The sequence below is a fragment of the Streptomyces sp. NPDC002669 genome (assembly GCF_042889165.1).
Taxonomy (GTDB): domain Bacteria; phylum Actinomycetota; class Actinomycetes; order Streptomycetales; family Streptomycetaceae; genus Streptomyces.
This window is the reverse complement of sequence record NZ_JBIAQQ010000037.1, coordinates 41,606-67,808: the sequence shown is the minus strand read 5'-3', so window position 1 is coordinate 67,808 and position 26,203 is coordinate 41,606. Positions and strand designations below refer to the sequence as shown.

General features: G+C 70.8%; 27 protein-coding genes. 8 read left to right on the top strand and 19 right to left on the bottom strand.

The window, feature by feature from the left end; translation table 11 throughout:
• Nucleotides 1-693: 693 nt before the first annotated feature.
• Nucleotides 694-1,692 carry a ScbA/BarX family gamma-butyrolactone biosynthesis protein gene (locus ACFYW1_RS35335; RefSeq protein ID WP_389002903.1) on the top strand — a complete coding sequence of 333 codons (999 nt, stop codon included), beginning with the start codon at nt 694-696 and terminating at the stop codon, nt 1,690-1,692.
• Nucleotides 1,693-1,717: 25 nt separating this feature from the next.
• Here the strand turns inward: ACFYW1_RS35335 and ACFYW1_RS35330 are convergent, their stop codons facing one another.
• The gene (locus tag ACFYW1_RS35330; RefSeq protein ID WP_389002900.1) at nt 1,718-2,575 is read right to left on the bottom strand and encodes an SDR family oxidoreductase; all 858 of its coding nucleotides are present in this window, start codon (nt 2,573-2,575) and stop codon (nt 1,718-1,720) included.
• A gap of 217 nt (nt 2,576-2,792) precedes the next feature.
• Here ACFYW1_RS35330 and ACFYW1_RS35325 point away from each other — a divergent pair, with 217 nt between their 5' ends.
• On the top strand, nt 2,793-3,461 hold the full coding sequence (locus ACFYW1_RS35325) for a ScbR family autoregulator-binding transcription factor (protein ID WP_389002897.1): 669 nt from the start codon (nt 2,793-2,795) through the stop codon (nt 3,459-3,461).
• 253 nt (nt 3,462-3,714) lie between these two features.
• Here the strand turns inward: ACFYW1_RS35325 and ACFYW1_RS35320 are convergent, their stop codons facing one another.
• The 4 genes from ACFYW1_RS35320 to ACFYW1_RS35305 form a co-directional block, all read right to left on the bottom strand.
• Nucleotides 3,715-4,296, bottom strand: a complete 582-nt coding sequence (locus ACFYW1_RS35320) for an AAA family ATPase (RefSeq protein ID WP_389002894.1) — start codon at nt 4,294-4,296, stop codon at nt 3,715-3,717.
• A gap of 236 nt (nt 4,297-4,532) precedes the next feature.
• Nucleotides 4,533-5,234 carry a 2-phosphosulfolactate phosphatase gene (locus ACFYW1_RS35315; protein WP_389002891.1) on the bottom strand — a complete coding sequence of 234 codons (702 nt, stop codon included), beginning with the start codon at nt 5,232-5,234 and terminating at the stop codon, nt 4,533-4,535.
• Between the two features lie 103 nt (nt 5,235-5,337).
• Nucleotides 5,338-6,927, bottom strand: coding sequence for an FAD-dependent monooxygenase (locus tag ACFYW1_RS35310; protein ID WP_389002888.1), 1,590 nt, complete (start codon nt 6,925-6,927; stop codon nt 5,338-5,340).
• Nucleotides 6,928-7,310: 383 nt separating this feature from the next.
• Nucleotides 7,311-8,024, bottom strand: coding sequence for a bleomycin resistance protein (locus ACFYW1_RS35305; RefSeq protein ID WP_389002885.1), 714 nt, complete (start codon nt 8,022-8,024; stop codon nt 7,311-7,313).
• A 1,019-nt stretch (nt 8,025-9,043) separates the two neighbouring features.
• Here ACFYW1_RS35305 and ACFYW1_RS35300 point away from each other — a divergent pair.
• Nucleotides 9,044-9,523 (top strand): carboxymuconolactone decarboxylase family protein, encoded by a 480-nt coding sequence (locus tag ACFYW1_RS35300; RefSeq protein ID WP_389002882.1) that lies wholly within the window; start codon nt 9,044-9,046, stop codon nt 9,521-9,523.
• Nucleotides 9,524-9,675: 152 nt separating this feature from the next.
• On the opposite strand, the gene ACFYW1_RS35295 is transcribed toward ACFYW1_RS35300, so the two are convergent.
• From ACFYW1_RS35295 to ACFYW1_RS35270, 6 genes are all read right to left on the bottom strand, one after another.
• Nucleotides 9,676-9,909 carry a ferredoxin gene (locus ACFYW1_RS35295; RefSeq protein WP_389002879.1) on the bottom strand — a complete coding sequence of 78 codons (234 nt, stop codon included), beginning with the start codon at nt 9,907-9,909 and terminating at the stop codon, nt 9,676-9,678.
• Between the two features lie 4 nt (nt 9,910-9,913).
• Entirely contained in the window at nt 9,914-11,167 is a 1,254-nt protein-coding gene (locus ACFYW1_RS35290; RefSeq protein WP_389002876.1) for a cytochrome P450, read from the bottom strand.
• A 125-nt stretch (nt 11,168-11,292) separates the two neighbouring features.
• Nucleotides 11,293-12,084 carry an ABC transporter permease gene (locus tag ACFYW1_RS35285; RefSeq protein WP_389002873.1) on the bottom strand — a complete coding sequence of 264 codons (792 nt, stop codon included), beginning with the start codon at nt 12,082-12,084 and terminating at the stop codon, nt 11,293-11,295.
• Nucleotides 12,084-13,088, bottom strand: coding sequence for an ATP-binding cassette domain-containing protein (locus tag ACFYW1_RS35280; RefSeq protein ID WP_389002870.1), 1,005 nt, complete (start codon nt 13,086-13,088; stop codon nt 12,084-12,086). The genes ACFYW1_RS35285 and ACFYW1_RS35280 overlap by 1 nt, the downstream gene beginning before the upstream one ends.
• A 59-nt stretch (nt 13,089-13,147) precedes the next feature.
• Nucleotides 13,148-14,038: a DUF4097 domain-containing protein gene (locus tag ACFYW1_RS35275; protein ID WP_389002867.1), complete on the bottom strand. Its 891-nt coding sequence runs from the start codon at nt 14,036-14,038 to the stop codon at nt 13,148-13,150.
• A gap of 154 nt (nt 14,039-14,192) precedes the next feature.
• Nucleotides 14,193-14,723 (bottom strand): toxin-antitoxin system HicB family antitoxin, encoded by a 531-nt coding sequence (locus tag ACFYW1_RS35270; protein WP_389002927.1) that lies wholly within the window; start codon nt 14,721-14,723, stop codon nt 14,193-14,195.
• Between the two features lie 262 nt (nt 14,724-14,985).
• Here ACFYW1_RS35270 and ACFYW1_RS35265 point away from each other — a divergent pair, with 262 nt between their 5' ends.
• Nucleotides 14,986-15,360, top strand: a complete 375-nt coding sequence (locus ACFYW1_RS35265; protein WP_389002864.1) for a hypothetical protein — start codon at nt 14,986-14,988, stop codon at nt 15,358-15,360.
• Here ACFYW1_RS35265 and ACFYW1_RS35260 read toward each other — a convergent pair.
• Entirely contained in the window at nt 15,326-15,730 is a 405-nt protein-coding gene (locus tag ACFYW1_RS35260; protein WP_389002861.1) for a GNAT family N-acetyltransferase, read from the bottom strand. The two genes, ACFYW1_RS35265 and ACFYW1_RS35260, sit on opposite strands and share 35 nt — an antisense overlap.
• Nucleotides 15,731-15,887: 157 nt before the next feature.
• Nucleotides 15,888-16,733: an MBL fold metallo-hydrolase gene (locus ACFYW1_RS35255; protein ID WP_389002858.1), complete on the bottom strand. Its 846-nt coding sequence runs from the start codon at nt 16,731-16,733 to the stop codon at nt 15,888-15,890.
• Between the two features lie 148 nt (nt 16,734-16,881).
• Between ACFYW1_RS35255 and ACFYW1_RS35250 the strand changes: the two genes are divergently transcribed.
• Nucleotides 16,882-17,526 (top strand): ArsR/SmtB family transcription factor, encoded by a 645-nt coding sequence (locus tag ACFYW1_RS35250; RefSeq protein ID WP_389002855.1) that lies wholly within the window; start codon nt 16,882-16,884, stop codon nt 17,524-17,526.
• A complete protein-coding gene (locus ACFYW1_RS35245; protein WP_389002852.1) occupies nt 17,523-18,821 on the top strand; it encodes an MFS transporter in 1,299 nt (432 codons plus the stop codon). The genes ACFYW1_RS35250 and ACFYW1_RS35245 overlap by 4 nt, the downstream gene beginning before the upstream one ends.
• Nucleotides 18,822-18,992: 171 nt before the next feature.
• On the opposite strand, the gene ACFYW1_RS35240 is transcribed toward ACFYW1_RS35245, so the two are convergent.
• Together ACFYW1_RS35240 and ACFYW1_RS35235 are read right to left on the bottom strand one after the other, a co-directional pair.
• Nucleotides 18,993-19,205: a DUF4287 domain-containing protein gene (locus tag ACFYW1_RS35240; RefSeq protein ID WP_283856511.1), complete on the bottom strand. Its 213-nt coding sequence runs from the start codon at nt 19,203-19,205 to the stop codon at nt 18,993-18,995.
• Between the two features lie 82 nt (nt 19,206-19,287).
• Complete coding sequence (locus tag ACFYW1_RS35235) at nt 19,288-19,959, bottom strand: DUF998 domain-containing protein (protein WP_389002848.1); 672 nt, start codon at nt 19,957-19,959, stop codon at nt 19,288-19,290.
• Nucleotides 19,960-20,056: 97 nt separating this feature from the next.
• Here ACFYW1_RS35235 and ACFYW1_RS35230 point away from each other — a divergent pair, with 97 nt between their 5' ends.
• Nucleotides 20,057-20,677 (top strand): TetR/AcrR family transcriptional regulator, encoded by a 621-nt coding sequence (locus ACFYW1_RS35230; RefSeq protein WP_389002845.1) that lies wholly within the window; start codon nt 20,057-20,059, stop codon nt 20,675-20,677.
• 297 nt (nt 20,678-20,974) lie between these two features.
• Complete coding sequence (locus ACFYW1_RS35225; RefSeq protein ID WP_389002924.1) at nt 20,975-21,724, top strand: dienelactone hydrolase family protein; 750 nt, start codon at nt 20,975-20,977, stop codon at nt 21,722-21,724.
• A 60-nt stretch (nt 21,725-21,784) separates the two neighbouring features.
• Here the strand turns inward: ACFYW1_RS35225 and ACFYW1_RS35220 are convergent, their stop codons facing one another.
• From ACFYW1_RS35220 to ACFYW1_RS35205, 4 genes are all read right to left on the bottom strand, one after another.
• A complete protein-coding gene (locus ACFYW1_RS35220; protein ID WP_389002842.1) occupies nt 21,785-22,186 on the bottom strand; it encodes a DUF6009 family protein in 402 nt (133 codons plus the stop codon).
• Entirely contained in the window at nt 22,183-23,697 is a 1,515-nt protein-coding gene (locus tag ACFYW1_RS35215; protein WP_389002839.1) for a phage/plasmid primase, P4 family, read from the bottom strand. The genes ACFYW1_RS35220 and ACFYW1_RS35215 overlap by 4 nt, the downstream gene beginning before the upstream one ends.
• The gene (locus ACFYW1_RS35210; protein ID WP_389002836.1) at nt 23,694-24,806 is read right to left on the bottom strand and encodes a bifunctional DNA primase/polymerase; all 1,113 of its coding nucleotides are present in this window, start codon (nt 24,804-24,806) and stop codon (nt 23,694-23,696) included. The genes ACFYW1_RS35215 and ACFYW1_RS35210 overlap by 4 nt, the downstream gene beginning before the upstream one ends.
• Before the next feature lie 788 nt (nt 24,807-25,594).
• Nucleotides 25,595-25,990, bottom strand: coding sequence for a RidA family protein (locus ACFYW1_RS35205; protein WP_389002833.1), 396 nt, complete (start codon nt 25,988-25,990; stop codon nt 25,595-25,597).
• Nucleotides 25,991-26,203: the final 213 nt, after the last annotated feature.

The following is a 26,203-nucleotide window of genomic DNA, read 5'->3' as shown; positions in this document are numbered from 1 at the left end:
CTTGGCATGCTGCGCCTCGGTCGCCCGGTCACTCGGTCCACGACGGGCCTGCTCGCGCAACGCCAGCAGCTCGGCCACCCGGCCGCGGGTGTCGGCCGGCTCGCCCGGACCGACAGCTGTACTCACCGGCATGCCCCAGCCCCTCTCCACATCGTCTTCCGGCACTGACCCCAGAATAACAAACCAGTTGCGCGGTTTTCTGCGCGCGAGCAGCCCTCCTCACACCATCTCCGCACGTGACAGCTATCGCCAGCTGCGCGGAGCCCGGTACGGCGCCCGCTCCCACCGCCCCCACGCGGCGGGCCGACCCTCCGGACCGGCTCCGCACCCATGCACTCTGTCCCGGTTTCTGGTGAGTACGGAGAGCAAAGCTTTGGTCAGTGCATCCAGTTCATCCTGATTTGGGTTACCTCGCTCCACCCGCACCGACTCGGTCGCCCCACGGCGAAATCCACTCACGAAGACCCCCTCAGCCGTCAGAACACCGTGCGGCAGCAGGGTCGAAATCCGGTCGAGATCCACTCGACGCGGGCGCCCACAGACGGGCGGAGGGGTGCTTCGAGGGAAAATAGATCTTGCGGTTTTGGTTCCGGCAGACGCGGCAGAACGCTGGAAATTAAACCGGGTGGTATGTATCTTTGGTGTCCCGCGAGGGGCTCAACGAGTTCTCGTCACCGTGGTTTTGGGGGATAGATGACTGCGACAACGATCCAGCCTGCCGGACCGGTCATGCACGAGGCGCCTGTACGGGACGGCCTGTCGGCCGCGCCGATCGCACCTCCGCTGTTCCGCTTCCCGTCGCTGACGACCACCGTTCCCAAGGAGTTCGTCCACCGGGCGGCCGTCGCCGAAGTCATGCTCACCGACTGGAAGCGCGAGGACGACACCCACTTCAAGGTGACGGCCCAGTGGCCCCGCGGCCACAGCTTCTTCAGCCCCATCGGCGCCCACCACGACCCGCTGCTGGCGGCGGAGACGATCCGTCAGGTGGGTTCGCTGCTCGCACACGCGGAGTTCGGCGTCCCCCTCGGCCACCACTTCCTGATGTGGGACCTCCAGTACAGGGTCGAGCCGGACCAGATGCTCATCGGTGACACGCCCGCCTCGCTCGACATCGACATCACCTGCACCGAGGTCAAGCAGCGCGGCGGCGCGCTGACCGGACTGCGCTACGAGGCGGTGGTCCACCGCGACGGCCGGCCGGCCGTGACCGGGAGCGCCTCCTACACCTGCACCACCCCGGCGGTGTACCGGAGGCTGCGCGGCAACCGCGGCACTCCCGACGGCCCACCCCGGCTCGCCCTCACGGCCCCCGCCTCGCCCCAGAGCGTCGGCCGCATGTCACCCATCGACGTGGTGCTCTCCCCCGTCGGCGAGACGAACCGCTGGCAGCTCAGGGCCGACACCCGGCATCACGTGCTCTTCGACCACCCTGTCGACCACGTCCCCGGCATGGTGCTCCTCGAAGCCGCCCGGCAGGCGGCGGCAGCGATCTGCGGGGGTTCCGTGGTCCTCCCCCTGGACATCGCGAGCGAGTTCCACCGGTACGCCGAACTGGACACGCCCTGCATGATCCAGGCGCAGCCCCTGCCCGACGCGGCCGACGGCGAACAGTCGGTCCTGGTGACCGGCCACCAGGACGGGGAGCTGGTGTTCACCTCCACCGTGAAGGTCCTGTCGCACAAAGGCTGATCCGGTCACGTGGCCGCCTTCGCCCTCACGGGGACGCCTCGGGGGCGAAGGCGGCCAGATGGTCCCGGGCCCACTCGTCGAACGACCTGGCCGGCCGGCCCGTCACCTCGCCGACCCCGCCGTCCACCGCCGCCTTGGCCCCGTCGCGCTGCCGCCGCGCGCTGTCGAGCAGCGCGTCCGCCAGTTCCTCCGGGTACCGGCGCAGCAGCGCGGCCCGCGCCTGCTCCGGCTCCAGTTCCTCGAAGCGCAACGGCACCCCGAGCGCCCGTGCGAGGCGGTCCGTCTGCTCCACCGCGCTGATCGCCTCCGGCCCGGTCAGGGTGTGGACCGCGCCGTGGTGCCCCTCGTCGGTGAGTGCCCGCACCGCCACCTCCGCGATGTCGCGCGGGTCGACACACGCGTTCACCGAGGTTCCGTACAGCGCCCGTACGACCCGTTCGGAGCGGATCGACCCTGCCCATGACAGGCAGTTGGACATGAACGAGCGGGGCCGCAGCAGGGTCCAGTCCATCCCGGACCCCCGCAGGAGCTCCTCGTTGGTGCGCTGCCAGCGCGTGATCAGGTCGTCGGCCCGCTCGTCGGCGACCGCAGCCGCGGAGAGTTTCACCACATGGCGCACGCCCGCCGTCCGCGCGGCCCGGAGAAAGACGGCGTCGTCGTCACCGCCGACCCTGTTCGTGACGAGGAAGACGCCGCGCACCCCGCGCAGCACCCGGGCCAGCGAGCCAGGATCGGCGTAGTCCCCGGCCACGACCTCCGCCCCGGGCCGAACCTCCTTGACCTGCGCGGGTTTCCTGGTCATGAGACGCAGTGGCGTGCCCGCCGGGAAGGAACGGACCACTTCCCCGCCGACCGTTCCGGTCGCTCCCGTCACCAGAATCATCGCTCCCCCGTTCCCCGTCCCGGCCTTCCGGCGCGGCCCGAAAGGCGGGCCCCGATGCCTCGGTTCCGGGCGCTGTGGGCCCCGTCGTCCGTCTCGATCACGCCATTCCCCCATTCGCCGTGGGCGCCGATCACTGTAAGATACAAACTAGCCGGTTTTTTTCATGAGGTACGGCGGAACATCAGATACATCGACCACGTAGGTGAAGGAGGCGAGAGTGGCGAAGCAGGATCGAGCCATCCGTACACGTCAGACGATCCTGTCTGCAGCGGCCAAGGTGTTCGAGCTGAACGGTTACCAGGCGGCCACGATCACCGAGATACTCGCCGAGGCGGGAGTGACGAAGGGGGCCCTGTACTTCCACTTCCAGTCCAAGGAAGAGCTGGCCCAGGGGGTGCTCAGCGAGCAGGACCAGCGACTGGCCGTTCCCGATCGGGCCTGCAAGACCCAGGAGATCGTGGACGTCATCATGCTGCACGCCCACCGATTGCAGACGGACCCCATGGTCCGCGCCGGTGTCAGACTGTCCCTGGACCAGCAGGCGCAGGACCTCGACCGCAGCGCCCCCTTCCTGAACTGGGGCCAGGTCATGCGGGGGCTCCTGGAGAAGGCGCGGGCCCAGGGGGAACTCCTCCCCCACATCGTGCCCCAGGAGACCTCGGACGTGCTGGTCGGCAGTTTCGCCGGTGTCCAGGCGATGTCGCAGGCGCTCAGCAACTACCGGGACCTGGACAGCCGGGTCTGTTCCCTGCTCCGCCATCTGCTGCCCAATGTGGTGCTGGCCTCCGTGCTCGCGTCGGTGGACCTCTCCCACGCCCGGGGCATGACGGTCTTCACCGAGCTGACCGAATCGCTCGACGAGAAGGTCGGCGTCCCGGTCGGATAGGACCGACCGGTCAGGGGTGGTCGGCCTGGGCCGTCGATCAGAACCGGTCAATCAGGAGTGGTCGATCAGAACCGGTCGGTCGGAACTGGTCGGTCGGGGCCTGACCGGCAGTTCGGGACGGACGGACCCTGGGGCTTCTCCTCACGAAGGCCCCGGGGAACTGCCCGCCCGATCAACGGAGTTCAGCAGCGGGAGCGCACGGGGGGGCGGTCCCACCGTGCGGGTCGACGACCCCACGCACGCCGCCAGGTGATCAACGCAGCGGCTGACCGGCTTCGGAGCCGGAGGCCGGAGCGGTCACGGACAGGATGGCATCGACCGTCTCGTCGATCGTCTGCGCGGCGTTGTCGATCCAGGTTCCCTGCTGTCCGAGCTCGGAGCGCATCGCCTCGTCCAGCGGCGACCAGTCCGTGCTCAGGACCTTCTCCCGCGTCCGGTTGCGCTGCCACGCGACGGCCGGGCCGGGAGCCAGGACGACGACGTGGAACGGCACCGTCGCCAGCGTCGTACGGTAGAAGTCGAGGTGGGAGCGGCGGACCACGACGTCGTCGAGCACCGGGACGAAACCGGCCCGCACGAAGCTGTCCGCCAGAAGGCACGCGTTCCGGGCCCGCAGGAATATCTGCCGGTCGGCCTCCGCGTTCGCGGCCAATGAGGGCCACTGCCCACCGCTGACGATCATTTCCTGGAGCCCGTCCACCTCGATGTGGGCCGACATCCGGAGCCGGGCGGCCAGTGCGGCGGCCACCGTCGACTTCCCGCTTCCGGGGATGCCGGTCAGAAGGACGGCCCCGGCAGCCGGTTCACGGTCCACGGGCACCGGATTCAAGGTCATTCGAGTTCTCCGAGCATGAGCGGTCGAGGCCCCGATCAGGCCAATTCTGGATAGTTCAGCCCCATTTGAGCCTGTTCGGGGCCGTTCGGATCGGGAGCCAATGGTACGGACACAGGTCGGACGCCGTGCCTGCCGCCCGGCGCGCGGCAACCGTACGACCGCCGTTTCCGCGGTCGGGTCCACCGTCGTTCTGTGCGGCGGAGCGCCGTCGTCCTCGTTGTCCGTCCGTCCGTTGGTCAGAAGACGGCGTCGTCGGCCGTCGGAGGCACGGCGCACGAGCGGAGAACCACGAGCGGGCCCTCGGGTTCCGCCACCATGGCGAAGGGGAACCGGTCGAGTTCGAGACAGAGTGCGACGTCGTCGGGATGGGCCCCCTGCCGCACCCCCTCCGCGAGTTCGGTGGCGGCGCGCGATCCGGCGGCACGGCGGAGGAACCCGGCGGCCTCCGCCTCGGCCCCGGCGGCCCGCCGGGCGATGTACTGGGCGCACGCCAGATCCTCGTCGGCCCGTCCGTCCTCGCCGGTGACCACGTACGTGACGCTGCCGCCCCCGCGTGCCCGCAGGAGCCGGGCGGTCGCCTCCGCCACCACGAAGCCGGCGCACAGCACCAGCGACGCCTCCTTGACCGCGAGGGCGCCGACCGTCCCCGCCGTGGTCTTCTGCACGACGGTTCGCCCGCCGAGGTCGACGGACCGCAGCAGACCCGGCGAGTTGACGGCGTCGAAGCCGGGCGCGGGCGGGCCGTCCTTGAGCGCCACCCAGTCCGGGTGCCGGGCCTTGAGCGCCAGGGCCTCGTCCAGCGACTCGGCGAGCACGATCTTCTCCGCTCCCCGGGCAAAGGCCCAGGCGGCAACGGTGTAAGCACGCATGACGTCGACCACGACCGCCACGGAGGGGGTCTCGGTCAGCTCGGTGATGCCAAGAAAACGAGCGTCCATTCCGGTCATGATCGTGCACACCCGATCCGAAGCGCTCCTGAAGTGGTGCACATCACGCGAGGGGTGCCGGGGTCTCCCGGGGTGCCCCGGCGGGACTCGGGTGTCAGCGGCGGCCGGTTCCGGCGGGCACCGGCGCCGGAGCGGAAAGCGCCTCCGGACAGGGGGCCACGGCCACGTCCGCGTCCGTCCCCGCCCTCTTCTCCGCCTCCGTGCCGAACAGCGACACCAGGGTGTCGGCCAGTGGTTCGCCGCCGTCCGAGGCCCAGGCGACGTACCCGTCGGGGCGTACGAGCAGGGCGTCGTACGGCAGGGAGGCCGTCGGCGCGCAGTGCACCACGTGCAGGGACCGGGCCCAGGTGCGCGCCGTGTCCGCGCAGCGCCTGCCGCCCTCGCCGAGGAGCAGCAGAAGCGGTCTGCCGCTCCTGCCCAACAGCCCGATCACGTCCGACGGGCCCTGGGCCGTGGTCAGTTCGATGTTGTCGAGGAAGGTGCCCTCCCGCAGCGAGCGGTAGCGGCGGCGGGGGCTCGACGGGAGGACGGTGTCCTGGGCACTGATCATCGCGCTCAGGAAGTCATTGCCGCGACCCGACTCCAGGAGTCCGGCGAGCAGCGCCCGCAGCGAGTCGACCTCGGTGCCGGGGCGCATCAGCGCGACCTGGGCCCGGGTGTTGTCGATGACCCGCCGGGCGGCGGGCCGGCGTTCCGGACCGTAGGTGTCGAGCAGCCCGTCGCCCGCGGCGCCCCGTGCCACGAGGCCGAGTTTCCAGCTGAGGTCGAGGGCGTCCAGCACCCCCGTGCTCAGGCCCTGGCCGCCGATCGGGAAGTGCACGTGCGCGGCGTCCCCGGCCAGGAGGAACCGTCTTGCGCGGTAGGTCCTGGCCAGCCGGGTGTAGTCGCTGAACCGGCCGAGCCAGCGGGGGTCGGTCATCTCGATGTCGCGCCCGGCGACCCATGCCGCCTTCTCGCTCAACTCGGCCAGGGTGAGCGGCTGATGGCGGTCGTCCGAGGCGTCCCCTTCGGTGAGCGTGTGGACCAGGGTGCGCCCGTCGGGGCCCTTCTTGGCGATGAGCCAGCCCCGGGGCGTACGGTGCCAGCCCACCGGGAGGGCCCGCGGGTCCGGAACACGGACCAGGCCCGTCAGCGCGGACATGGTCGGCAGGCCGACGTCGGAGGCGATCCCCGCCATCTCGCGGACCGTGCTGCGGGCCCCGTCCGCCCCCACCACGTACGCGACGGCGAACGACCGGCAGCCCTGCGGGCCCTGCGCGGTGACCAGCACGCCGTCCCGGTCCTGCGTCATGTCCGTCACCCGGTGCTCGCGCAGCACCCGGACCCCGTTGGCCCGCGCCCTGCTCTCGAAGAGCCGCTCCAGTTCGGCCTGGGGGGCCTTCAGGATCGGCACGGGTTCCGTCCCCGGGGCGGTGATGGACAGGCCCGGAATGCCCGCGAAGTGGAAGGGCATGGCGGCCGCGCCACCTGCGGGACGCGGCTCCGGCGCGAAGAAGTAACCGCGCCTGGCCAGGCACTGCACCGCCCGTGCGTGCAGCGTGGTGGCCCTGGGCCGTTCCGAGGTGGCGGCCTCCGCCTCCAGAACCAGGGTGTCGACCCCCTGCGCGGCCAGTTCGGCCGCGACGAGCATGCCGACCGGGCCTCCTCCGACCACCATCACCTGTGCGTGCATCCGGCCTGCCATCTGGGCCTCCCCCCTTTCCGCCCGGAGCGTCCCCACGCTCCTGGTCGTCAACGGACCACATACGGAAACGCAGAAGAGGGCCTTGTCCCCTTCGGAACACCGGGCTCCTCCCCGGTCCATAAATATACCGGTTGGACGGTTCTTTGCAATGGAGATGCTCCGACTTCGGGCCACAGCCTCACCCGAGGTACCTGAATGACCACCAGAAGGTGAGATTGAACGGGGCATATGCCTGATCACGAGCCATCGACATGCAGGAGAAAGCAACCCAACGGTTTGTTTTCACAGGTGAAATACGGGTCGGGCCGAGCCCAGCGGGTGCGGGGCGGACCGGGTCACCAGGGGGTCGGCCCCCGGTTCAAGGGCTCCGACAGGCGGCCGGTTCACGGCCGGTCCGCGGCGCGCAGTTCCTCCAGACGTGCGAGGGCGCCCCGGGCCCGGTCCCGCTCCTCGGCAGCGAGGCGGACCCCCGAGGCCCGGACGAGCACGGACGCCGCCACCTCCTCGTCACCGAGGCGCCCGGCGACATCCGCGCGCAGCACGAGCAGTTGGAGGAGCTGCACACGCGTCGGCTCCTCGTCCTCGGCGCCCAGCGCGCGGTCGATGACCCGCGCGGCGCCCGCCAGGTCCTCCTTCGAGTCCGCGAGGAGGGACGCATGGTGCAGGGCCCGGGCGAAAGTGCCCTCGGGCGCGGGCCGATGGCGCAGGTCCTCGCTCGTCCGCCGGACCACACGGATGCAGTTGCCGCCCGGGTCGGTCATGAGGAACTGCCGTACGCCGTAGGACATGTCCTTCAACGCCCCGATGCGCGGCAGCCCCCGGACCGGCACCTTCCCGTACGCGGCCTTGAGGCCGGCCCGGAACTCCTCGTGCAGCTCGTCGACGTCTTCGGTCGCGACGAGACACGTGCTGTACGAACCGGCCGGGTCGTACAGCTTCATCCCGAAGAAGTGGAGCTCAATGCCGCCACGCTGCACGACCGCGTAGGGGTTGGGGCTCCGCTGCCGGAAGGTCGTCTCGAAGCCGAGGGCGGCATAGAAGTCGAGGACGGGCCCAAGGGCCCGGCACGGCAGGATCGGAATCATCTTCTCGCTCATGCCCCCACTCTAATCAAATTTGACTAGAAAAGCGGAGGAGCCCTGTTGAGGGCCTCGGGCTTGAGGGCCTCGGGCACTCACGGACCGGCCGACCCCGCCGCGGTGCTCCTGAGCCGGGCACCGAGCGCGCTCCTCCGGTACAGCACATGCCGTCCGTCGCGGATCCGGGTGACCAGCCCCCGGGGGGGGGGAGGACGCGCAGGTGGGGGGAGACGGCGCTCGGGGTGACCCCGAACCGGCGGGCGACTTCCACCGTGGGCAGCGACGCCTCCAGGAGCCCGAGCAGTCTCGCCCGGGGCGAACCGAGCAGGGCCACCAGGGCGGCCGGGTCGGCGGCCGGCAACTCCACGTCCCACAGCGTGGCCGCTCCCCGGCTGGGACGGACGAGGCCCGGCGGCTCGTCCGGACCGACGGGAGGGCGCGGGCTTGTGCGCGAACACGGACGGCAGGAGCAGCAGCCCCCGTCCGGACGCCTCGACCCGGTGCCTGCTGATCATCTTGTGGATGTGCAGCTCCCCGCCCTGCCGGCGCAGGGTTCGGGTGCATGGCGGTGAACCGCAGCCGCAGGAAATCGCAGATGGTGTCACGGAGTTCGACCACAGCCGCGTCCTCGGTGCCGGTGGCGGCGCGGAGGGATTCGGGAAGGGTGGCGGGGGCGCGCGCAAGCAGCAGGTCGTGGCGGACCCGGGCGCAGGAGACCCGGCGGGGACGGAGAGTTCTTCCATGGACCCGCCGCGGGCGGCAACCTGCCGGCGGCCGTGGCGGCCCCGGTCCTGCGGCGCGCCGAACTCCGGGGCACGGACGCCTGGAACCGGCTCCGCCCGTACCCGTTCACACCCGGAACGCCCTCGCAGGCGGGCCCGTACGCGCACGCGCGCGGGACACCGGCCCCCGCCGGCTTGTGACACCTGCGGACGGTCGAACACCTCACATCGGCATGCCGTCACACGGGCCGGAGCGGCGGCGTCTTGTGTGCGTCCTGTGCGACAGCACGCGAGACCACGAGTGAGGACGAAGCCATGGAACCCCGTTTCAACCTGTTCTCCAGCCCGACCGCTTTGAAGATCGCCAAGCGGTTCTACAGCACCGCCCTGCCCCTGGAGCAGTCTTCGTTGCCCAAGTCCACCCAGGAACTGGTGGAGTTGAGGGTCGGTCAGATCAATGGCTGCGGTTTGTGCGTGGATGCCCACGCCAAGGAGGCCGCGGCCGCCGGTGAGACCGCGCTCCGGCTCAACCTGGTCGCCGTCTGGCGCCACAGCACCGTGTTCACCGAGGCCGAACGGGCCGCCCTGGCACTCGCCGAGGAGGGCACCCGGCTCGGTGACCGCGGTGTGTCCGACGAGACCTGGGCCGAGGTGCGCAAGCACTACGACGACGACCAGGTCGGCACGCTGGTCTGTCTGATCGCCCTGATCAACGCGGCCACCCGGATGAACGTGATCGTGCACAACCCCGGGGGTTCGTACGAGCCCGGCATGTTCGCCGACATGTTGAACTGACCGGCGGCCAGGACACGGCCCGCTCCTCGGGCGACCGGGCCCGTACCCACGAAACACGAGAGCCCCCCCACCGGTACGCGGTGCGGGGGTTCTCGGGCCGAGCAGGTCGAACGGGACACGCGATCCGGGCGGTCCGGACGGTGCCGCGGTCGCTACGGGGCGGTGGGTTCCGGGGAGTCGAGGGTGATGGCCCCGGCGGGGCAGAGGCCGACGGCCATCCGGGCGGCGGCCCGGTCCCCGTCGTCCGGCACCGGGTGCAGCAGCACCACCAGGCCCTCCTCGTCGTCCTGGTCGAAGACCGCGGGGGCCGTCAGGGCGCACATGCCTGCGCCTACGCAGCGGTCTCGGTCGACGTCGAGGCGCAGTGGTTCTCGTGAATCGCTCATGGGGTCACTCCTCGTCCCAGGTGACGGGCAGACGGATCACTCCGTAGATGTTGGCACGTTCCCGCAGCGGCACCTCCCGCGGCGGCACGGCGAGGCGCAGACTCGGGAAGCGGGCGAGGAGCGCCGGGAACGCGACGGCCATCTCGACGCGGGCCAGCTGCTGGCCCAGACACTGGTGGATGCCGTGGCCGAAGGCCAGGTGCCCGGTGGCCCGGCGGTGGATGTCGAGCCGGTCGGGGTCGGGGAACTTGCGCGGATCGCGGTTGCCGGCCTGCACGGAGACGGTCACCGTCTCGCCCGCCCTGATCAGCCGACCCTCCACCTCGACGTCCTCCAGCGCCGAACGCACCAGCGGGTCCGCCACGCTGAGGTGGCGCAGCAGCTCCTCCACGGCCTGCCCGGCGAGTTCGGGATCGGCGCGCAGGGCCGCCAGCTGGTCGGGGTTGCTCAGCAGGGCGAAGGTGCCGAGGCCCAGCATGTTCGCGGTGGTGTCGAGCCCGGCGGCGAGCAGCATGCCGCCGATTCCGGCCAGTTCCTCGTCGGTGAGGTCGGAGGCGGTCAGCTCGCTGAGCAGGTCGTCGGTGGGCTCGGCGCGCTTGGCGAGGACCAGTTCGTCCAGGTACTGGATGAGTTCCGTGTAGGCCCTGCCCTTGGCCTCCGCGTCGGCCGCCTGGTCGAAGATCGTCGCCACCTGGTCCCGGAACCGCTCCCGGTCGGTGTACGGCACGCCGAGCAGCTCGCAGATCATGAGCGCGGGCATGGGCTGCGCGAACATCTCCACCAGATCGGCCGTGGGTCCGGCCTGCTCCATCGCGTCCAGGCATTCGGCGGTGAACCGCTCGGCCTGCTCGGTGAGCCGACGCATGCGGCGGACGGTGAACCGGCCGGTGAGCAGACGCCGGTAGCGGGTGTGCTCGGGGGCGTCGAGGCCGATGATGTCGCCGACCGGTGCCGGCGGTAACTCCCCCGGCATGCCCTCCACCGGCACCGGCATGTGCATGAATTCGTAGCGTGAGCTGAAGCGCGGGTCGGCGAGGACCGCGCGGGCCACGGCATGTCCGGTGACCAGCCAGCCCAGGTGCCCGTCGGCGTAGCGCATGCGGCGCACGGGCTCGTCGCTCAGCGCGGTGAGTTCGGCGGGCGGGTCGAAGGGGCAGCCGGTGTGCCGGTCGGTGGGCAGCGTGGGCGGCTCCTGCGCGGTGTCGTCAGTCGTGGTACCGGCGTTGATGGCGGCGGGGGCCGTCGGGTCGTACGGCATGGGGGCTCCTGGGTTCGTCGGACGGTACGCGGAGGGCTGTGGGCGGAGTGCTGTGAGCGAGGTACGGAGTACGGGGCAGGGGCACGGGGCTGCGAGGTGGTGAAGTGGCCCCGGGAAAGCGGTGGTTACCGCTTGGTGCCGGACTTGAAGGTGTGGCGCGCCCACAGGTAGCCGACCAGGGAGAGGCCCACGCACCAGGCGAGGCCGATGGTCGCGCTGGAGCCGATTTCGGTGCCGAGCCACAGCCCGCGCAGGGTCTCGATGACCGGGGTGAAGGGCTGGTACTCGGCGAACCAGCGCAGGCCGGTGGGCATGGACTCCGGCGGCACGATGGCGCTGCCGATGAACGGCATGAACGTCAGCGGCATCGGGATGTTGCTGGCGGTCTCGGCGTTCCTGGCGATCAGGCCGATGCCTGCGGAGATCCAGGTGAGGGCCAGGGTGAGCAGGGTGAGCAGGCCGATGGCGGCGGCCCATTCGACGACGGTGGCGTCGGGGCGGAACCCCATCAGGAGGGCGGCGCCGATGACGAGCACGACGCTGGTCATCGTCTGGATCACCCCGGCGACGACATGGCCGGTCAGGAACGAGGCCCGGGAGATCGGCATCGTGCGGAAGCGGTTGACGATGCCCTCGGTCTTGTCGATGCAGATGCTGATCGCGGTGGTCAGGGCCCCGGAGGTGGCGGCCATCAGGATGATGCCGGGGGCGATGTAGTCGATGTACTCGCCGCTGCCGGTGGGCAGGTCGCTGATGCCGGTGCCCAGGGCCCTGCCGAAGACGTAGTTGAACAGCAGCAGCATCATGATGGGCATGATGACGACGGTGAGCGTCAAGGACGGGTAGCGCAGGGCCTTCTTGAGGTTGCGCCGCAGCATCGTCCTGGAGTCCCGGGCGGCGTAGGACATGGTGGCCATCAGACGTTCTCCTCGGGCGATGCGGCGGTGGCGGCGGGGCGGGGCTGACCGGTGAGGGTCAGGAAGACGTCGTCGAGGTCGGGGGTGTGGACGGTGAGCGACTCGGCCCGGACGTCGGTGGACTCCAGGGTGTCGAGGACGGCCCGCAGGTTGGTGATGGAGCCGTCGCTGGGAATCTGGAGGGTGAGGGACTCCTCGTCGCGCGTGGCGATGCCGAAGATTCCCGCGGCGTCGTCCAGGCTCCGGGGGTCGGCGAACCGCACCCGGACGTGGCCGCCGGGGATGCGCTGCTTCAGCTCGTCGGCGGTGCCCTCGGCGATCAGCCTGCCGTGGTCCAACACGGCTATCCGGTCGGCGAGTTGGTCGGCCTCTTCGAGATACTGGGTGGTCAGGAAGATGGTCACGCCGTCATCGGCGACGAGGCCGCGGATGATCTCCCACATGGTGCGCCGGCTGCGCGGGTCGAGTCCGGTGGTGGGTTCGTCGAGGAAGATGACCCGGGGGTCGCCGACCAGGGTCATCGCCAGGTCCAGCTTGCGCCGCATGCCGCCGGAGAAGGTGACGGCGGTCTTGCCGGCCACCTCCGACAGGTCGAAGCGGCGCAGCAGGTCCTCGGCCCGTCGCTTGCCCTCGCGCCGGTCGAGGTGGTGCAGGTCCGCCATGAGGAGCAGGTTCTCCTCGGCGGTCAGCAGGTTGTCGACGGCCGAGAACTGGCCGGTGACGCCGATCACGGAGCGGACCGCGTCGGCGTCCCGGACCAGGTGGTGACCTGCGACCCGGGCCTCGCCGGCGTCGGCGCCGATGAGTGTGGAGAGGATCTCCACCGTGGTGGTCTTGCCGGCGCCGTTGGGGCCGAGCAGGGCGAAGACGGTGCCTTCGGCGATGTTCAGGTCGATGCCATCGAGCACGAGCTTGTCGCCGTAGGACTTGCGCAGTCCGGTGGCGGTGATCGCCCGTGCCGTCGCGCTCGCGGCGGTCGGCGCGGATGCCTGGATGGTGGTCATGCCGCTTTCCCTTCGGAGGTGGAGAGTTGGCAGATTGACGGGGTGTCGGGGGCGCGGGATCAGGCGCGGCGGACGATGATGTCGCCGGTCGCGGTCCGGGCGTACACCTCGGCGGTCTCGTCGGAGTCCGCGGGGCCCGCGGAGGAGTCGAGCAGGTTGCGCACCATGCCGTACTTGGTGTTCAGGTCGAGCCAGGCGGCGGTGCCCCGGTGGATGCCCACTTCGAGGTTGCCGACGGAGGTGCGCAGGTCGGTCCGGCCGCGGATGACGTCGCCGACGCGGATGCCGCCGTTGGAGCACACCGCCTCGACCCCGGCGTGGACGACGCCAATCTCGATCCGGCCGTTGGCGGACTTGGCGTCGACGGTGCCGCGCGCCACGCCGATGGTGATGTCGCCGTTGGCCGCGTTGGTCTTCAGGCTGCCGGTGACCTCGCCGACCTCGGTGGTGCCGTTGCTGTTCTTGACGGTCGCCGTGCCGGCGACCGTGCCGATCTCGATCCGGCCCCCGCCGACGACTTCGGCGTCCCCGGTCGAGCGGGCCAGGTGGATGTCGCCGTGGTCGGTCCTGAGGTCGGCGTCGACCGCCTCGTCGACCTGGATGTCGCCGAGCGAGGTCTTGAGCACGACCTCCCCGAAGCCGCCCTCGCAGAGGAAGTTGCCCATGCTCGACCTCCCTCGGAGGTCCGACCCCGCGGGCAATTCGATACTCACCTCGATGGAGCCGGGCTTGCCGAACGGACTCCGCTTCTTGGGGGTCCTGATCGTGAGCCGGCCGCCCGAGCAGGTGACCTGGGTCTGCTGCACGGCGCGTACGTCGTTGTTGTCGGATCCGTCGCGCGGCAGTACCTCCACGACCGTGTCGGTGCGCTTGCCCGCGGTGATGCGGACGGTACCGACCTCCAGTTCGAGGGCTACGGAGATCGGTTCGGGGGTCTCGAAAGAAGGCATGGCTGTTCCGTCCTCTTGGCTCGCGTGGGTGATCCCGCCGGTGGGGCGGGTGATGAATGACGTCGGCGGATCGGCGGTCCGCCGGTGGAACAGGGGCGTGTCCTCGAACCGCTGGTCCCCGTCGTCCGGTGGACGGCGGTTCGAGGACGGGGTTCTAGCGGACCCAGCCGGTGAAGCCCCGGCCGCTCGATTCCTTGCCACGGCCCGGCGGGCTGGTGCGTCCCCCTCCGTCGAGGGCGACGGAGACGGCCCGTACCAGCCAGGCGTTGACCGACAGCCCCTCCGCCGCCGCGGCGGCCTCGGCACGGGCCTTGAGGTGGGCGGGGAGACGGAAGTTGATCCGCGCCATGGCGCCGTCGTCGGCGTCCGCCGGCGGCGGGGGCGGCACGGGCGTGGCGGGGAGATCGACCGGTTCCCGCGCTTCCCGGAACGGCTCGGGAGCCGGCGGCGCCGTCACCACGAACTCCGGGTCGAGTCCGCGCAGCCGTACATCGACGGAGCCCGGCGCCAACTCCCGGGTGACCTCGCCCATGGCAGCGGACAGTGCGTTGAGGAGGGTCAGCCGGGCGGCCGACTCCAGGGGGGCGGTGAGCCGCTCGGCGAGGGCGCGGGCGTCGTCGCCGCCCGCTTCCGCAGCGACGGCCAGTTCTTGCCGAAGGTTGTCGACGTAGGGCGTGAGGTCCATGGCGCCATCATGGCACATCAGTGGCGCCATGGCGAGCCATATCGCCATCATGGAGGCGAACAAGGCGCTGAGCTGGTACTTCTTTCCTGAATTACCGTGTCGCAGCACCACATCGATGACGGAATGACTCACCGAGACGCCATGAAGGCGCCATGGTGACACCACTCTGACGACAGTCATGACACCATCAGGCTCTCCTTACAACGTCATTGCCTTCGGGGCCGTGACACGATGGGGCGCATGCAGACGAACCGAAAGGCCCATGCCGCGTAACCGCCCAGGGCACATCCGGGCGGGGGCTCCTCGTCGCCGGACGGCGGAAGAAGGGCCCGGGCCCGCCATCGACGGCCTGTCCTCACGCGCGCTGTCCGAGATCTTCCGCCTCGAACACTCCCGCAACTACCTGCGCCCGGGAGACGTCGGCGCGGCCGTGCGCCGGTGGAAGGACCATGTCCACCGCCCCGAACGCCAACTGTGGGACGACCACGAGCAGAGCAACACGCACTGGTACTGCTGTGGCGACCCCTTCGAGGCCCGGGCCCTCCTCGACACCGTGATGCAGGCCATGTCGCCCCGGAACGCCCGGCAGCTCCGACGGGTCGTCAGCCGGCTGGACGCCGCCCCGAAGGGGACCTGAGGGCCCGGGAGACCGCCGGGCCGGTACTGCGATCCGGACAGGACCGCCCGGGGCCTGTCCGGGCATCCAGCGCGCGGGCCCGGTCCAGGGCGCGTTCGTGGAGTCGGGTGCCGAGTCCGCGGCGGCGGTGCTCGGGCAGTACGCGGGCGATGACCGTCGAGGTGGCGCCGTTGTCCTCGGTGGGCGGGCGCACGGTGGTGCAGCCGATCAGGACGTCCCCGAGGCAGGCAACCTCCATGAGGTTGCGGCCGGTGCGGGCACGGACGTCGTCGAGCGACAGCACGTCGCCGGGGACGATCAGGTTGTGGGCGTACCGCCAGTCGTGCATCGAGGCGTCGCCGTTCACCGCTCGGAGCCGGAGCTCGATCATCGGAGCAGCAGATCGGCGTCCGCCGGGCGCGTCAACCGGCGGCGCCATGCCGCGATGTGCAGGTCGGGGCTGCGGAGGACGGGGCCGGAACAGGTCCGGGGCCCGTGGTCCGTCCGGCAGGTCCGCCCGGTTCCCCGGCTCGCCCTCGCCGCCGCGCTCACACCGGGAGGAACGGTTCCGTGAAGTGCGACGTCGCCAGGTGCAGGGTGGTGTCGGTTCCGTGGTGGAGCATGCGCCGCCTCGATCGCCGGGCCGCCTCGGGGTCGACCTCGTGCGCGTAGGCGAGCCCGGGGTGGAGCAGTTGGAGCGCGTGCACCAGAAGGTCGCCGGTGACGAGCACCCGCTCGCGCCCGTCGGCGACCAGCACGCTCTGGTGTCCGGGCGTATGACCGGGCGTGGCGACCGCGCGCCCGGTGCGCAGCGGCGTGTCCCCGTCGAGGAGCCGGAGCCGGCCGGCGGCCGCGAGCGGGTCGACGAGGGTCTCGCGGAGCTCCGGGTTGAGCGCGTCGAGGGCGTCGAACTCGGCCTGCTGAAGCAGGTATTCGGCGTTCGGGAAATAAGGGCGACGGCCGCCGTCCGCCGCGCCACCGCCCGCCGACGGGACGGCCTCCTCGGTCACGACCGCCCATCCGACGTGGTCGGTGTGCAGATGCGTGAGCACCACGGTGTCGACTTCGGCCGGGTCGATGCCCGCGGCGGCGAGCGACTCGGGGAGCACGCCGGGCACGGGCGCCCACTCGCGGGCCGGGCCGTCCGCCGGACCGATCCCGGCGTCCACGACGGTGAGGCCCCTGTCGCTGCGGATCGCGTAGGCGCGAAACCGGAGCCACCAGCGTCCCTCGGCGTCGACCGCGCCGGGATCGTAACGGTCGGCCTCGGCCCACTGGACGGCCGTCGCCCCGGGGAAGGCGTCGGCGCGCGGGGAGAAGAACGGGCCCTCGCCGTCGTCGAGGGCGATGATCTCGGTCGAGCCGATCCGGAGGCGGGGGGCGCTGAGGGGCATGGCCGCGATCCTGCCATGCCCATGAGGAACATCCGAGCCGGTTCGCTTACCGGAAGCCACCCATCCGGAACAGCCGCGCAGAAAACCGCAAAGAGTTCTTCGCGAAGAACTCTTTGCGAAGAACTCTTTGCGGTCTAGGGTGAGTCGTATGACAGACGCGGCGAAGGGGCCGGACACCCCGGCCTTCGAAGAGAACTCGGTCGTTCTGGATGCCAAGGGGCTGCGCGCCCTGGCGCATCCGGTACGCGTACAGCTGGTCGGACACCTGCGGAAGTACGGGCCGTCCACGGCAACGCGTCTCGCGGAACGACTGGGCGTGAATTCCGGGACCGCCAGCTACCACCTGCGCCAGCTCGGCGCGGCCGGTTTCGTCGAGGAGGACACGGAACGCGGCAACGCGCGTGAGCGCTGGTGGCGTTCGGTGCACCGGACGACGGAGCTCAGCGACCGGAACCTGACCGAACAGGAGCCCGAGGCCACGCTGGCGTATCTGCAGTCCGTCTCCGCCACCTACACCCTTCGCACCCAGCAGGCGCTGAACGAGCTGCAGACGATGCCCCGGCCGTGGCGGGGCACCTTCGACATGAGCGACTGGGCCCTGCGGCTCACGCCCGAGGAAACCGTCGCCCTGCGCCAGGAGTTGTGGGGCGTGCTCGCCCGTTACCGGTGGGACACGCCGGAATCGGCGGCGACCGCCCCCGAGGGGGCCGAGCGCGTCGGCGTCATCACGCACATCCTGCCCGAGCCGGACACCTCCGACCCCGGGGCGGCCACAGGAACCGAGACGCCATGACGGCGGATGCCCCGGGCGTCGACGAGATATCCGGCAGGCGGTCCTTGAGGCCGCTGGGCGGGGTGCTGACGGCCATGGCCGTGTCGCTGACCGGTACCCGGATCTCCGTGGTGGCGCTGCCCTGGTTCGTGCTCGTCACGACCGGCAGCGCCACCATGACCGGGCTGGTCGCCTTCTGCGAGATGACGCCCTACGTGCTGGTCAAGGCGTTCACCGGACCGCTCGTGGACCGGATCGGCCCGCGGGCCGTCTCCTGGACCACGGACCTGGCGAGCGCGGTCGCCGCGGCCGTCGTCCCCCTGCTCCACACCCTGCACCTCCTGTCCTTCCCGCTCCTGCTGGCACTGGTCGCGGTGATCGGCGCGGCCCGTGGGCCGGGCGACCTGGCCAAGGAGGTCATGGTTCCGGAGGCCGCGGAGCACAGCAGGGTGCCGCTGGAACGGGCCACCGGCCTGTCCGGCGTGATCGAGCGGCTCGCCTCCACCATCGGCCCGGCGGCCGGGGGCTCCCTGGTGGCGCTGCTCGGTCCCATGGCAGGGCTCGTCATCAACGCGGGCTGCTTCGCCCTCGGCTCGGTGGTCGTCGCGCTGGCGCTGCCCCGCGGCATGGGACACGGAACCGCGGAGGACCCGTCGGGGACCGGCGAGGAGGAACCGGGCTACTGGCGCCGCTTCGGCGAGGGCTTCACCTTCCTGCGGGGCGAGCCGTTGCTGCTCGCCGTCATCGTCATGGTGGGGATCACCAACCTGCTGGACGCGGCGATCTCCACGGTCCTCGTTCCCGTCTGGGCCAAGGAGTCCGGCAACGGGCCGGCCGCGATCGGTCTGCTGGGCAGTGCGATGGGAGCCGCGGCGGTCGCCGGGAGCCTCATCGCCGCGATGGCCGCGCACCGGCTGCGGCGCAGGATGATCGTTCTCGTCGGATTCCTGCTGGCCGGGGCCCCGAGATTCCTGGTCCTCGCCCTCGATGCCCCGCTGGGGGCGGTACTGGCCGTCTTCGCCGTCAGCGGGTTCGGCGCCGGTTTCATCAACCCGGTGCTGGGGGCCGTCCTCTTCGAACGGGTGCCGCGCCGGATGCGAGGCCGGGTCAACGCGCTCGGCGACTCGCTGTCCTGGGCCGGGATCCCCCTCGGCGGGCTGCTCGCCGGGGCCGCGGTGACCGCGGCCGGGCTCACGCCGGTGCTGCTCGTCTGCGGGATCGCGTACTTCCTCACCACGAACCTGGCGGGGCTGCGGCCGGAGTGGCGCGAGATGGACCCGCCGGGCGGTCGGGGCGCCCTGCCGCCTCCGGGGTGATTGCCCCCCCTTGGCCCCCACGCGGCGTCATGTCGCGTGGAAGGAACCCCGTCCCCGTGGCCGGGCCCGGTCACGGGGACGACGGAGGAACGCGGAGAACACCGTGGCCTCCCGCGCACGATCGCGTGGGAGGCATCCGGCCCGCCCTGCTCCGGCGGGGCCGGGCACGGTTCACTTTCCGCTGTCCTCCGCGAGGGTGTGCGCGACGAGCGCGTTGGCGTGGCCGTGGCCCAGACCATGCTCGGTCTTGAGCCAGGAGACGAGCTCCATGTGCTTGGCCAGGGGCGAGGAGCGGATCAGGTCCTTCCACTCCGCGATCGGGCGGCCGTACTTCTTCTCGATCGAGGGGAAGTAGCTGGCGGGGCCCTTCACTGCTTCGGTCATGCTGAAATCCCATCCGTTCGCATTCGGTGATCTTGGATTGTCCGTCACCCCGCCGGGAGGGCAGCGGGCGGGGAGAGGGTGGTCATCGCCGCGCCGGGGGCGTCGCGGTCAGCAGCCGGGTGGTGACCGCGGTGAGCCAGAGCAGGCCGAGCCCGGCTCCGGCGGTGAACGCCAGGACGGAGGCGGACGAGCCGGCGAAGCCGACGAGCACCACGACGGACACGACGCGAGAGGCGACGGCCCACCCGCGTCGGTTCCGGGCGGCGAAGTGGCGGGCCAGGACGAAGAACGCGGCGCAGAGCGCCAGGTAGCCCACCGTGCCGCTGAACATGTGGACGGCACCGTGTGCGCTCAGGGAGGCGACACGGGTCTCGGGAGTACCGGCGGGAAATCCGGCACCCGGGTCGGCCGCGAAGACCCCGGCGAGCAGGAACGAGACGCCGAACACTCCGATCAGTCGCGGCGCCCAGGTGCCGCCGGGCGCATCGCGGAGCACCCGGTGCGTCCCGACCGCTCCGGCGATGACCAGAACGCCCGTGAGCAGGAAAACGGTGACCTGGATCCAGCCGAGGTCGCCGAGGCTCAGTTGGCTGAGGGCGTTGCGGGTGAAGTCGAAGCCCTCGCGGGTGAGGCCCTGCATCAGCCCCGCGCCCAGGAACAGCGGGCCCGCCGCGGCGGCGCCGGCCAGCAGGGCCCGCGTGGTCGGCCGGGCCGGGGCGGACACGGTGATCGGGGCACTGAGGGTCTGGGTCATGTGATGTCTTCCTCGACGCAAGAGCCAATGGTGGAACTGGACGGTACAGTACCCATACAGGAACTGGACTGTCCAGTACTAAAAATCGGGAGACGGCATGGAAACGAGTGAGCAGAGCCGGTCGGCGCTCAAGCACCGGGCGATCATGGAAGCCGCGACCAGCATGTTCCTGAGCAAGGGCTACTCCGGCACCAGCATGGACGACATCGCGAAGCTGGCCGCGGTGTCCAAGCAGACCGTCTACAAGCACTTCTCCGACAAGGAGAAGCTGTTCTCCGAGATCGTCCTGGCCACCACCGACCGCATCGACGGCATGATCGACACGGTGGCCGACATCCCGGCCGACGCCGACACCCTGGAGGAGAATCTGACCCGTCTGGCCCACCGGTTCCTGACCACGCTCACCCAGCCCCAGGTCCTCCAGCTGCGGCGCCTGGTCATCGCCAACGCGGACACCTTCCCCGAACTGGGCGCCAACTGGTACGAGCAGGGCTTCGAACGGGTGCTGGCCACCCTGGCCTCCAGCCTCCAGCACCTCGCCGACCGCGGACTGCTCCGGATCGGTGAACCGCTCCTGGCCGCCCACCACTTCTCCGGCCTGCTGCTGTGGATCCCCGTGAACAAGGCCATGTTCCACGGCAGCCCCCAGCACACCGAGGCCGAGTTGGAGCACTACGCCACCGCCGGCGTCCGGGCCTTCCTCGCCGCCCACCGCTGACCGCACCGCCCCGCCGCGTCCGAACGCACCTTCGTGCGCGAGGGCGTACGCGTCTCCTGTCGCGACTGGGGCGGGGCGGGAACACCCGCCGTCCTGCCGCACGGCCTGGCCGATGGGGCGCGGTCCCCCGGCACACGGCGGCGGGCTCACGTTCGCCGGCCCGGCGAACGGGTCGGCGCACGTGCGGACACCCGGCCGCCCTGGTCGTGTCCGGCCGGGTCCGGATACGTTCACTTCCGCCGACGGCATCGGTGCGGCCGATGCCGATCGAGCGGACTCCAGGAAGGAAGACCCGCCATTCCCACCACGACCCTGCAGATTCCCACCCCGGACGGCCCGGCCGACGCCTTCGCCGCCTTTCCCGGCGACGGCGAGCGGCATCCGGGGGTGCTCCTGTACTCCGATGCCTTCGGCGTACGGCCCGAGTTGGAGGAGAAGGCCCGAGAACTGGCCGGGCACGGCTACTACGTGCTCCTGCCCAACGTCTACCACCGGCACGGCCCGGCACCGGTGACCGAGCTTCCCGAGCACCTCGGGGAAGAGATCCGGCCCGAGGTCATCGAACGACTGATGCCCCTCATCGAGGAGCACACCACCGAACGCGTCCTGCGCGACGCCGACGCCTACGTCCGGTTCCTCACCACCCGGCCCGAGGTCGGTCCGGGGCCGGTCGCCGCGATCGGCTACTGCATGGGCGCCGCCCTGGCGCTGCGCACCGCGGCGGCCCACCCCGACCGGGTGGCCGCCGTCGCCGGGTTCCATCCCGGCTTCCTGGTGACCGACGCACCCGACAGCCCGCACCGGGTCCTGGCCGGGCTCACCGCCCGGGTCCACCTCGGGCTCTCGGAGAACGACATGACGCCCGAGGCCGCCCGTGAGCTCGAACAGGCCCTGGACGCAACGGGCGTCGAGTACTCCTGCGAGGTCTACCCCGGCACCGTCCACGGCTTCACCATGTCCGACACCGATGCCTTCGACGCCGCCGCGCTGCAACGGCACTGGGACCGGCTGCTGCCCCTCCTCGACCGCGCCCTGAACGCCGGCTGAGGTTTCCTCACCCGACGGTCCGTGGAACGCCCGTGGCCGGCGTGCGTCCCCGCACGCCAGCTACAGCGGGAGGGTTATGCCCATTTCCTGCATCGCCCGGGACGGCGGACCGCCCTCGGAGCGGGCGGTCTTGCGGCCCTTGCGGCCCGGCTCCAGCGTGCGGGGGTCCACGGCCTCCGCGGGGGCCCCGATGGCGTACAGCCCCTCCGGTTCGCTGTCGCGGTCGTGCGGAAGCAGCCAGAAGACCCGGCGACGGAACGTACCGGACGAGCGTGACGCCTTCGCCTTGGGCCCCAGCAGGGTGTACCCGACCATGCGACCGTCACGGTGGTAGGCGGGCTTGCCCCTGCGGGTCGGCAGCCGGTCGAGGCTCTGTCGTACGTAGTCGAGATCGGCGATGTCCTCCAGCCAGACGAGGTCGACTTCATGATTGATCTCGTCCTCTGCGATGAGGGCGCTCATGTTGTCTCCTGATCAGCGAGCAGTCCAATGCCCGGGTAGTACTTCCGCTGGTTGGACAGGATCATTTCCTTGGGCGATGCCAGTCCAACCGTCTCGCGGACCCTGGCCGCGAAGGCTCGCGACGAAACGGCCGGGGCACCCTCATTGTGACACCAGGACTTGTACGCCGCGTAGAGCGCCGCTTGTTCCGCCCTCAGCTCGGGGTCGACCCGACAGGATTCGCTGATGAAGCGGCCGGTGTGGTCCTCGGTCTCGGCGTAGGCGGTCGTGGCGATGCGGACCCGTTCGGGGCCGGTGAGGACCTTCTCCCCGGCCAGGTAGCGACGGGCGCCCTCGATGAGCCAGTTGAGGATTCCCGGGCCCTCCTCGGTGACCAGGATGTCCGCCAGGTTGTCGATCTTGCGGTCGTCGGAGACCACACGTTCGAACGGGATGAGCCGCATCCGGCGCCAGAACGCGAAGCCACCGGTGCCGACCTCCGGGCGGTGGTTGCCCAGCAGCCACAGCTTGTGGGTCGGCTCGAAGCTGAAGAAGTCCTGCCGCATGCGGCGGGCCTTGATGCGGTCGCCGCCGGTGAGGAGCTTGACCCGGGCCTCGTCGAACTTGTCGCCGGGCTTGACCTCGCTGCACACGATGACCCTGCGGCCGTGCAGTTCGGCCAGGTCGGTGGGGTGTCCCTCGTAGGGGCGGGACATCAGGAAGCCGGGCGGGGCGGCGTCCGCGTAGTCGCCGAGCAGCTTCATCAGGACGTCCAGCAGTACCGACTTGCCGTTCTTGCCGGAGCCGAACAGAAAGGGCATGACCTGCCCGCCCACGTCCCCGGTGATGGAGTAGCCGAGCAGCAGGTGCAGGAAGTCGACCATCTCCTCGCCGTCGGCGTCCGCGCCGAACGTGTCGGTGAGGAACCGGTGCCAGCGCGGGGTGGCCACGGGCTGCGGTGCCGCGCTGGTGGAACGAGAGTGGAAGTCCTTGTTCGGGTCGGGCTTCCTGATGAGTCCCGTGTGCAGGTCGACGATCCCCGAGGGCGTGCACAGCGCGTACGGGTCGGCGTCCAGTCGGGCCGCGTTGAGCACCATGCCGGGGGCGGCCTTGGCCTGGGTGAGCATCGCGTTCATGCCGCTGGTGCTCAGCGCGCGACTGCGGTGCCGCTGGAGCGCCGCGCCGGTGAACACGCCGCGCGGGTCCGCCGAGGCGATGCTCTCGGCCAGGTCCCCGGCGGCCCAGATCACCGTGTCGTCCTCGTCGATCTGCCACCGGGTGCTGTCCCAGCGGTACCAGCCGAGTCCCGGAACGTGCCGGTAGTCGTTGGCGTACAGCTTGACGAACAGTTTGGCGTTGCCCCGGTCGGTGAGGGTGTCGGGCAGCAGGCCCGCTGCGGTCGCCTCGCCCTCCGGCGACTGGCCCGTGCCGGGGTCACCGCCCTGCGCGGGCAGGGGCGAGGGGACCTGCGCGAGGATCTGTGCGGCGACGGCCTGCGGGTCGAAGAGTGCGTTGTCGTCCCGGGAGATCACGCGCGGCCTCCCGGGGACAGTGGGCGCAACAGGCCCGCGTTCAGGCCGCTGCGGATGATGGCTCCGTAGCGTCGCTCCTGGCCGGGGCGGGCCTGTTCGGCGGCGTCCCGCAGGGCCTGCTCAGCGGCGTCCGCCGAGAGATGGCCGCCGGCGACCAGTCCCCCGACGGTGTACGCGGCCCGGTTCAGCTTCGCGGAGAAGGCCGCCCCCTCGGGGACGCCCGCACAGGCCGCGACCTCCCCGAGGACCTTCGCCAGGGCTCTGCCCGCCGCGTCCCGGCCGCCACCGGCCGCCAGCACCGCCTGCCGGGCCCTGGGGGGCACGGGGCGCGGGGCGGGGACGTGGGCGGGCGGGAGGTGCCCGGTACGGGCGAGCTCGCGGGCCAGCCAGTCGGGAAGCGCCGCGGGTTCACGGGCCGGGCCGACGGCCGTGTAGGTGCCCGCGACGGTGGTGGTGCCGGGCGCGACGATGTAGCCGCCGTTGGCCCGGACGTCGACCTGCCAGGCCAGGGCGCGGGTGCCGCTCGAACCCGCGGAGCACTGCCAGCGGTGGCCGCCATGGGCGCGGTACCACACGTGAAGTCCTCCGGAGGGCGTGCGTACACGCAAGGTCGTTTCGTCGTCCGCCGGGCTGACGGCGCCCCGCAGGGCGGCCAGCACGCCCAGGGTGTGGAATCCGTTGGCGAGGCCGCCCAGGTCCACGCTGCGGGGGATCGGGATGCCCGGCAGCAGGCGGTCCCGGTCCGGGGGCTGCTGCCGGTGCGCGTCGATGTCGATGACCACCAGGTGGGCGGGACCGCAGGCGACGCCGACCCCGAGCCCGGGGTGGTTGAACCACCACTGCTCGATGCGGGCGAAGTCCAGGGTGGCGGAGTGGAAGCCGTGGCACCAGCGACCGGCCTGGATGCAGGCGCATCCCTTGTGGGTGTGGCCGGGCTGTCGGCACTTCTCGCAGTTCGCCGTCGGAGTCTTGCGTCCCGGAGCCAGGGGATGGACCGGCCAACCACGGCTGGCACACCACCTGGCAAGATCCACACTGCGCGGAGCGACTACCGGCGGAGACCCGGGTCGCTCCCGGTCGCTGGGTGAAACATCCAGCTCATGCGCCATGCGCACCCCCCATCAGCGACCAAAGCGACTCAACGACGAACATAGATTATCGAAGCCCGGGTGGCCGAGGGGGGCTCTGGGCGAGAAACCGCTTCATCGTGTCGGCGAGAGACATCTCCAGCCTGACGAAACGGTCATCAGCGACTGAAGCATCGACGCACCAGCGACTCGGAATGTTTCGGTCGCTCTCTCAGTAGCTGCACAAAAGCCCAGGTCAGAGACTTACGAAACCCAAAACAGCGACTGAAGCGACTCAAGGCGTCTATATATGACGCACACACGCACGCGCGAATGTCCTCATATACCCGATACTTCAGTCGCTCCAGTCGCTATCCCACCTGAAAACCTGCCCTGACCTGGGCTTTTGAAAAAACTGAGGAAGCGACTGAGAAGTTCTTCGGTCGCTTGTTTTCAGTCGCTGCCCCGGAGACCCCCAGCGACCCAGCGACCGAACCCCGGCCGCCCGCGGGCCGCTCCGCAGGAATTTGGCATTCCGGGTTCAGAGTCGCTTCAGTCGCTTCGGTAGCTTCAGTCGCTCCGCCCGGAAGTCCCACTGCGCCGGGTCGCTTCCCGCCCGTCGGCCGGTCCGCGCGTCGGCGGGCCGGGCGGTCCCGACGTGCTGTCGGCGCGGTGCGGCAGGGATGGGGTGACAGGAACGGGGCTTCGGCTCGCTCTTCGACGTGACCGGAGCAACGAACCACCGTGCGCCGCCGGCCCCGGGCAGCGGTGCGAGGCCGCGCCGGCTGCCCGGGATGTTCCTCAGGTTCCGCCGGGGCCTGCTTCGGCCGTTATCCGGCGCTCGGAGCCACGGCCAGCGCGTCGATCTCGACCCGGAAGTCCGGGTGAACCAGGCCCGCGACCCGCACCAAGGAGCAGGCGGGCGGACGTTCCGCGTCCTGGTGTTCGTCCCGCACTTTGCGGAACGAGTCCAGGTCGTCCAGATCGGTCAGGTAGACCGTCAGTTTGACCACGTGTTCCAGGCCGGAGCCCGCCGCCTCCAGCGCGGTGGCCAGGTTCGCATAGACCTGCCGGACCTGGGCCTCGGCGTCCTCCTTGCCGACCAGGTTGCCGTCACCGTCCACCGGGACCTGCCCCGAGACGACGACCATCGGTCCGGTGAAGGAGACCGCGTGGCTGTAGTTGTTGACGGGCGGGGCCCCCTTGGGGCGTATGAAGTGCTCCATGGCGCCGATCATGTCACGACCGGAAATCGGCCCACCGGCGTCGAACTCCTCGGGCACATCCCCCACGGCCGGCTGGAATTCCTCCCAACACCCCCGTCCCGGCAGCGGAGTTTGAGCAGGTGACCGGTGGGCATCGTGGTCACCGCCACGGATCCCGACGCGGCCATGCCGGCCGAATTGCGCAAGCACGTGCCGACGGACATCCGGACGGAG

Excerpts from the sequence above, each read along its gene's own strand:
- ACFYW1_RS35295 (WP_389002879.1), bottom strand. The coding sequence starts at position 9,909 with ATGAGCGATTCACGAGAACCACTGCGCCTCGACGTCGACCGAGACCGC.
- ACFYW1_RS35240 (WP_283856511.1), bottom strand. The coding sequence starts at position 19,205 with ATGACCGAAGCAGTGAAGGGCCCCGCCAGCTACTTCCCCTCGATCGAG.
- ACFYW1_RS35205 (WP_389002833.1), bottom strand. The coding sequence starts at position 25,990 with ATGGAGCACTTCATACGCCCCAAGGGGGCCCCGCCCGTCAACAACTAC.
- ACFYW1_RS35270 (WP_389002927.1), bottom strand. The coding sequence starts at position 14,723 with ATGGACCTCACGCCCTACGTCGACAACCTTCGGCAAGAACTGGCCGTC.
- ACFYW1_RS35220 (WP_389002842.1), bottom strand. The coding sequence starts at position 22,186 with ATGAGCGCCCTCATCGCAGAGGACGAGATCAATCATGAAGTCGACCTC.
- ACFYW1_RS35245 (WP_389002852.1), top strand. The coding sequence starts at position 17,523 with ATGACGGCGGATGCCCCGGGCGTCGACGAGATATCCGGCAGGCGGTCC.
- ACFYW1_RS35210 (WP_389002836.1), bottom strand. The coding sequence starts at position 24,806 with ATGGCGCATGAGCTGGATGTTTCACCCAGCGACCGGGAGCGACCCGGG.
- ACFYW1_RS35335 (WP_389002903.1), top strand. The coding sequence starts at position 694 with ATGACTGCGACAACGATCCAGCCTGCCGGACCGGTCATGCACGAGGCG.
- ACFYW1_RS35235 (WP_389002848.1), bottom strand. The coding sequence starts at position 19,959 with ATGACCCAGACCCTCAGTGCCCCGATCACCGTGTCCGCCCCGGCCCGG.
- ACFYW1_RS35285 (WP_389002873.1), bottom strand. The coding sequence starts at position 12,084 with ATGGCCACCATGTCCTACGCCGCCCGGGACTCCAGGACGATGCTGCGG.
- ACFYW1_RS35250 (WP_389002855.1), top strand. The coding sequence starts at position 16,882 with ATGACAGACGCGGCGAAGGGGCCGGACACCCCGGCCTTCGAAGAGAAC.
- ACFYW1_RS35290 (WP_389002876.1), bottom strand. The coding sequence starts at position 11,167 with ATGCCGTACGACCCGACGGCCCCCGCCGCCATCAACGCCGGTACCACG.
- ACFYW1_RS35255 (WP_389002858.1), bottom strand. The coding sequence starts at position 16,733 with ATGCCCCTCAGCGCCCCCCGCCTCCGGATCGGCTCGACCGAGATCATC.
- ACFYW1_RS35320 (WP_389002894.1), bottom strand. The coding sequence starts at position 4,296 with ATGACCTTGAATCCGGTGCCCGTGGACCGTGAACCGGCTGCCGGGGCC.
- ACFYW1_RS35265 (WP_389002864.1), top strand. The coding sequence starts at position 14,986 with ATGCCGCGTAACCGCCCAGGGCACATCCGGGCGGGGGCTCCTCGTCGC.
- ACFYW1_RS35330 (WP_389002900.1), bottom strand. The coding sequence starts at position 2,575 with ATGATTCTGGTGACGGGAGCGACCGGAACGGTCGGCGGGGAAGTGGTC.
- ACFYW1_RS35280 (WP_389002870.1), bottom strand. The coding sequence starts at position 13,088 with ATGACCACCATCCAGGCATCCGCGCCGACCGCCGCGAGCGCGACGGCA.
- ACFYW1_RS35230 (WP_389002845.1), top strand. The coding sequence starts at position 20,057 with ATGGAAACGAGTGAGCAGAGCCGGTCGGCGCTCAAGCACCGGGCGATC.
- ACFYW1_RS35275 (WP_389002867.1), bottom strand. The coding sequence starts at position 14,038 with ATGCCTTCTTTCGAGACCCCCGAACCGATCTCCGTAGCCCTCGAACTG.
- ACFYW1_RS35310 (WP_389002888.1), bottom strand. The coding sequence starts at position 6,927 with ATGGCAGGCCGGATGCACGCACAGGTGATGGTGGTCGGAGGAGGCCCG.
- ACFYW1_RS35305 (WP_389002885.1), bottom strand. The coding sequence starts at position 8,024 with ATGAGCGAGAAGATGATTCCGATCCTGCCGTGCCGGGCCCTTGGGCCC.
- ACFYW1_RS35300 (WP_389002882.1), top strand. The coding sequence starts at position 9,044 with ATGGAACCCCGTTTCAACCTGTTCTCCAGCCCGACCGCTTTGAAGATC.
- ACFYW1_RS35315 (WP_389002891.1), bottom strand. The coding sequence starts at position 5,234 with ATGGACGCTCGTTTTCTTGGCATCACCGAGCTGACCGAGACCCCCTCC.
- ACFYW1_RS35260 (WP_389002861.1), bottom strand. The coding sequence starts at position 15,730 with ATGATCGAGCTCCGGCTCCGAGCGGTGAACGGCGACGCCTCGATGCAC.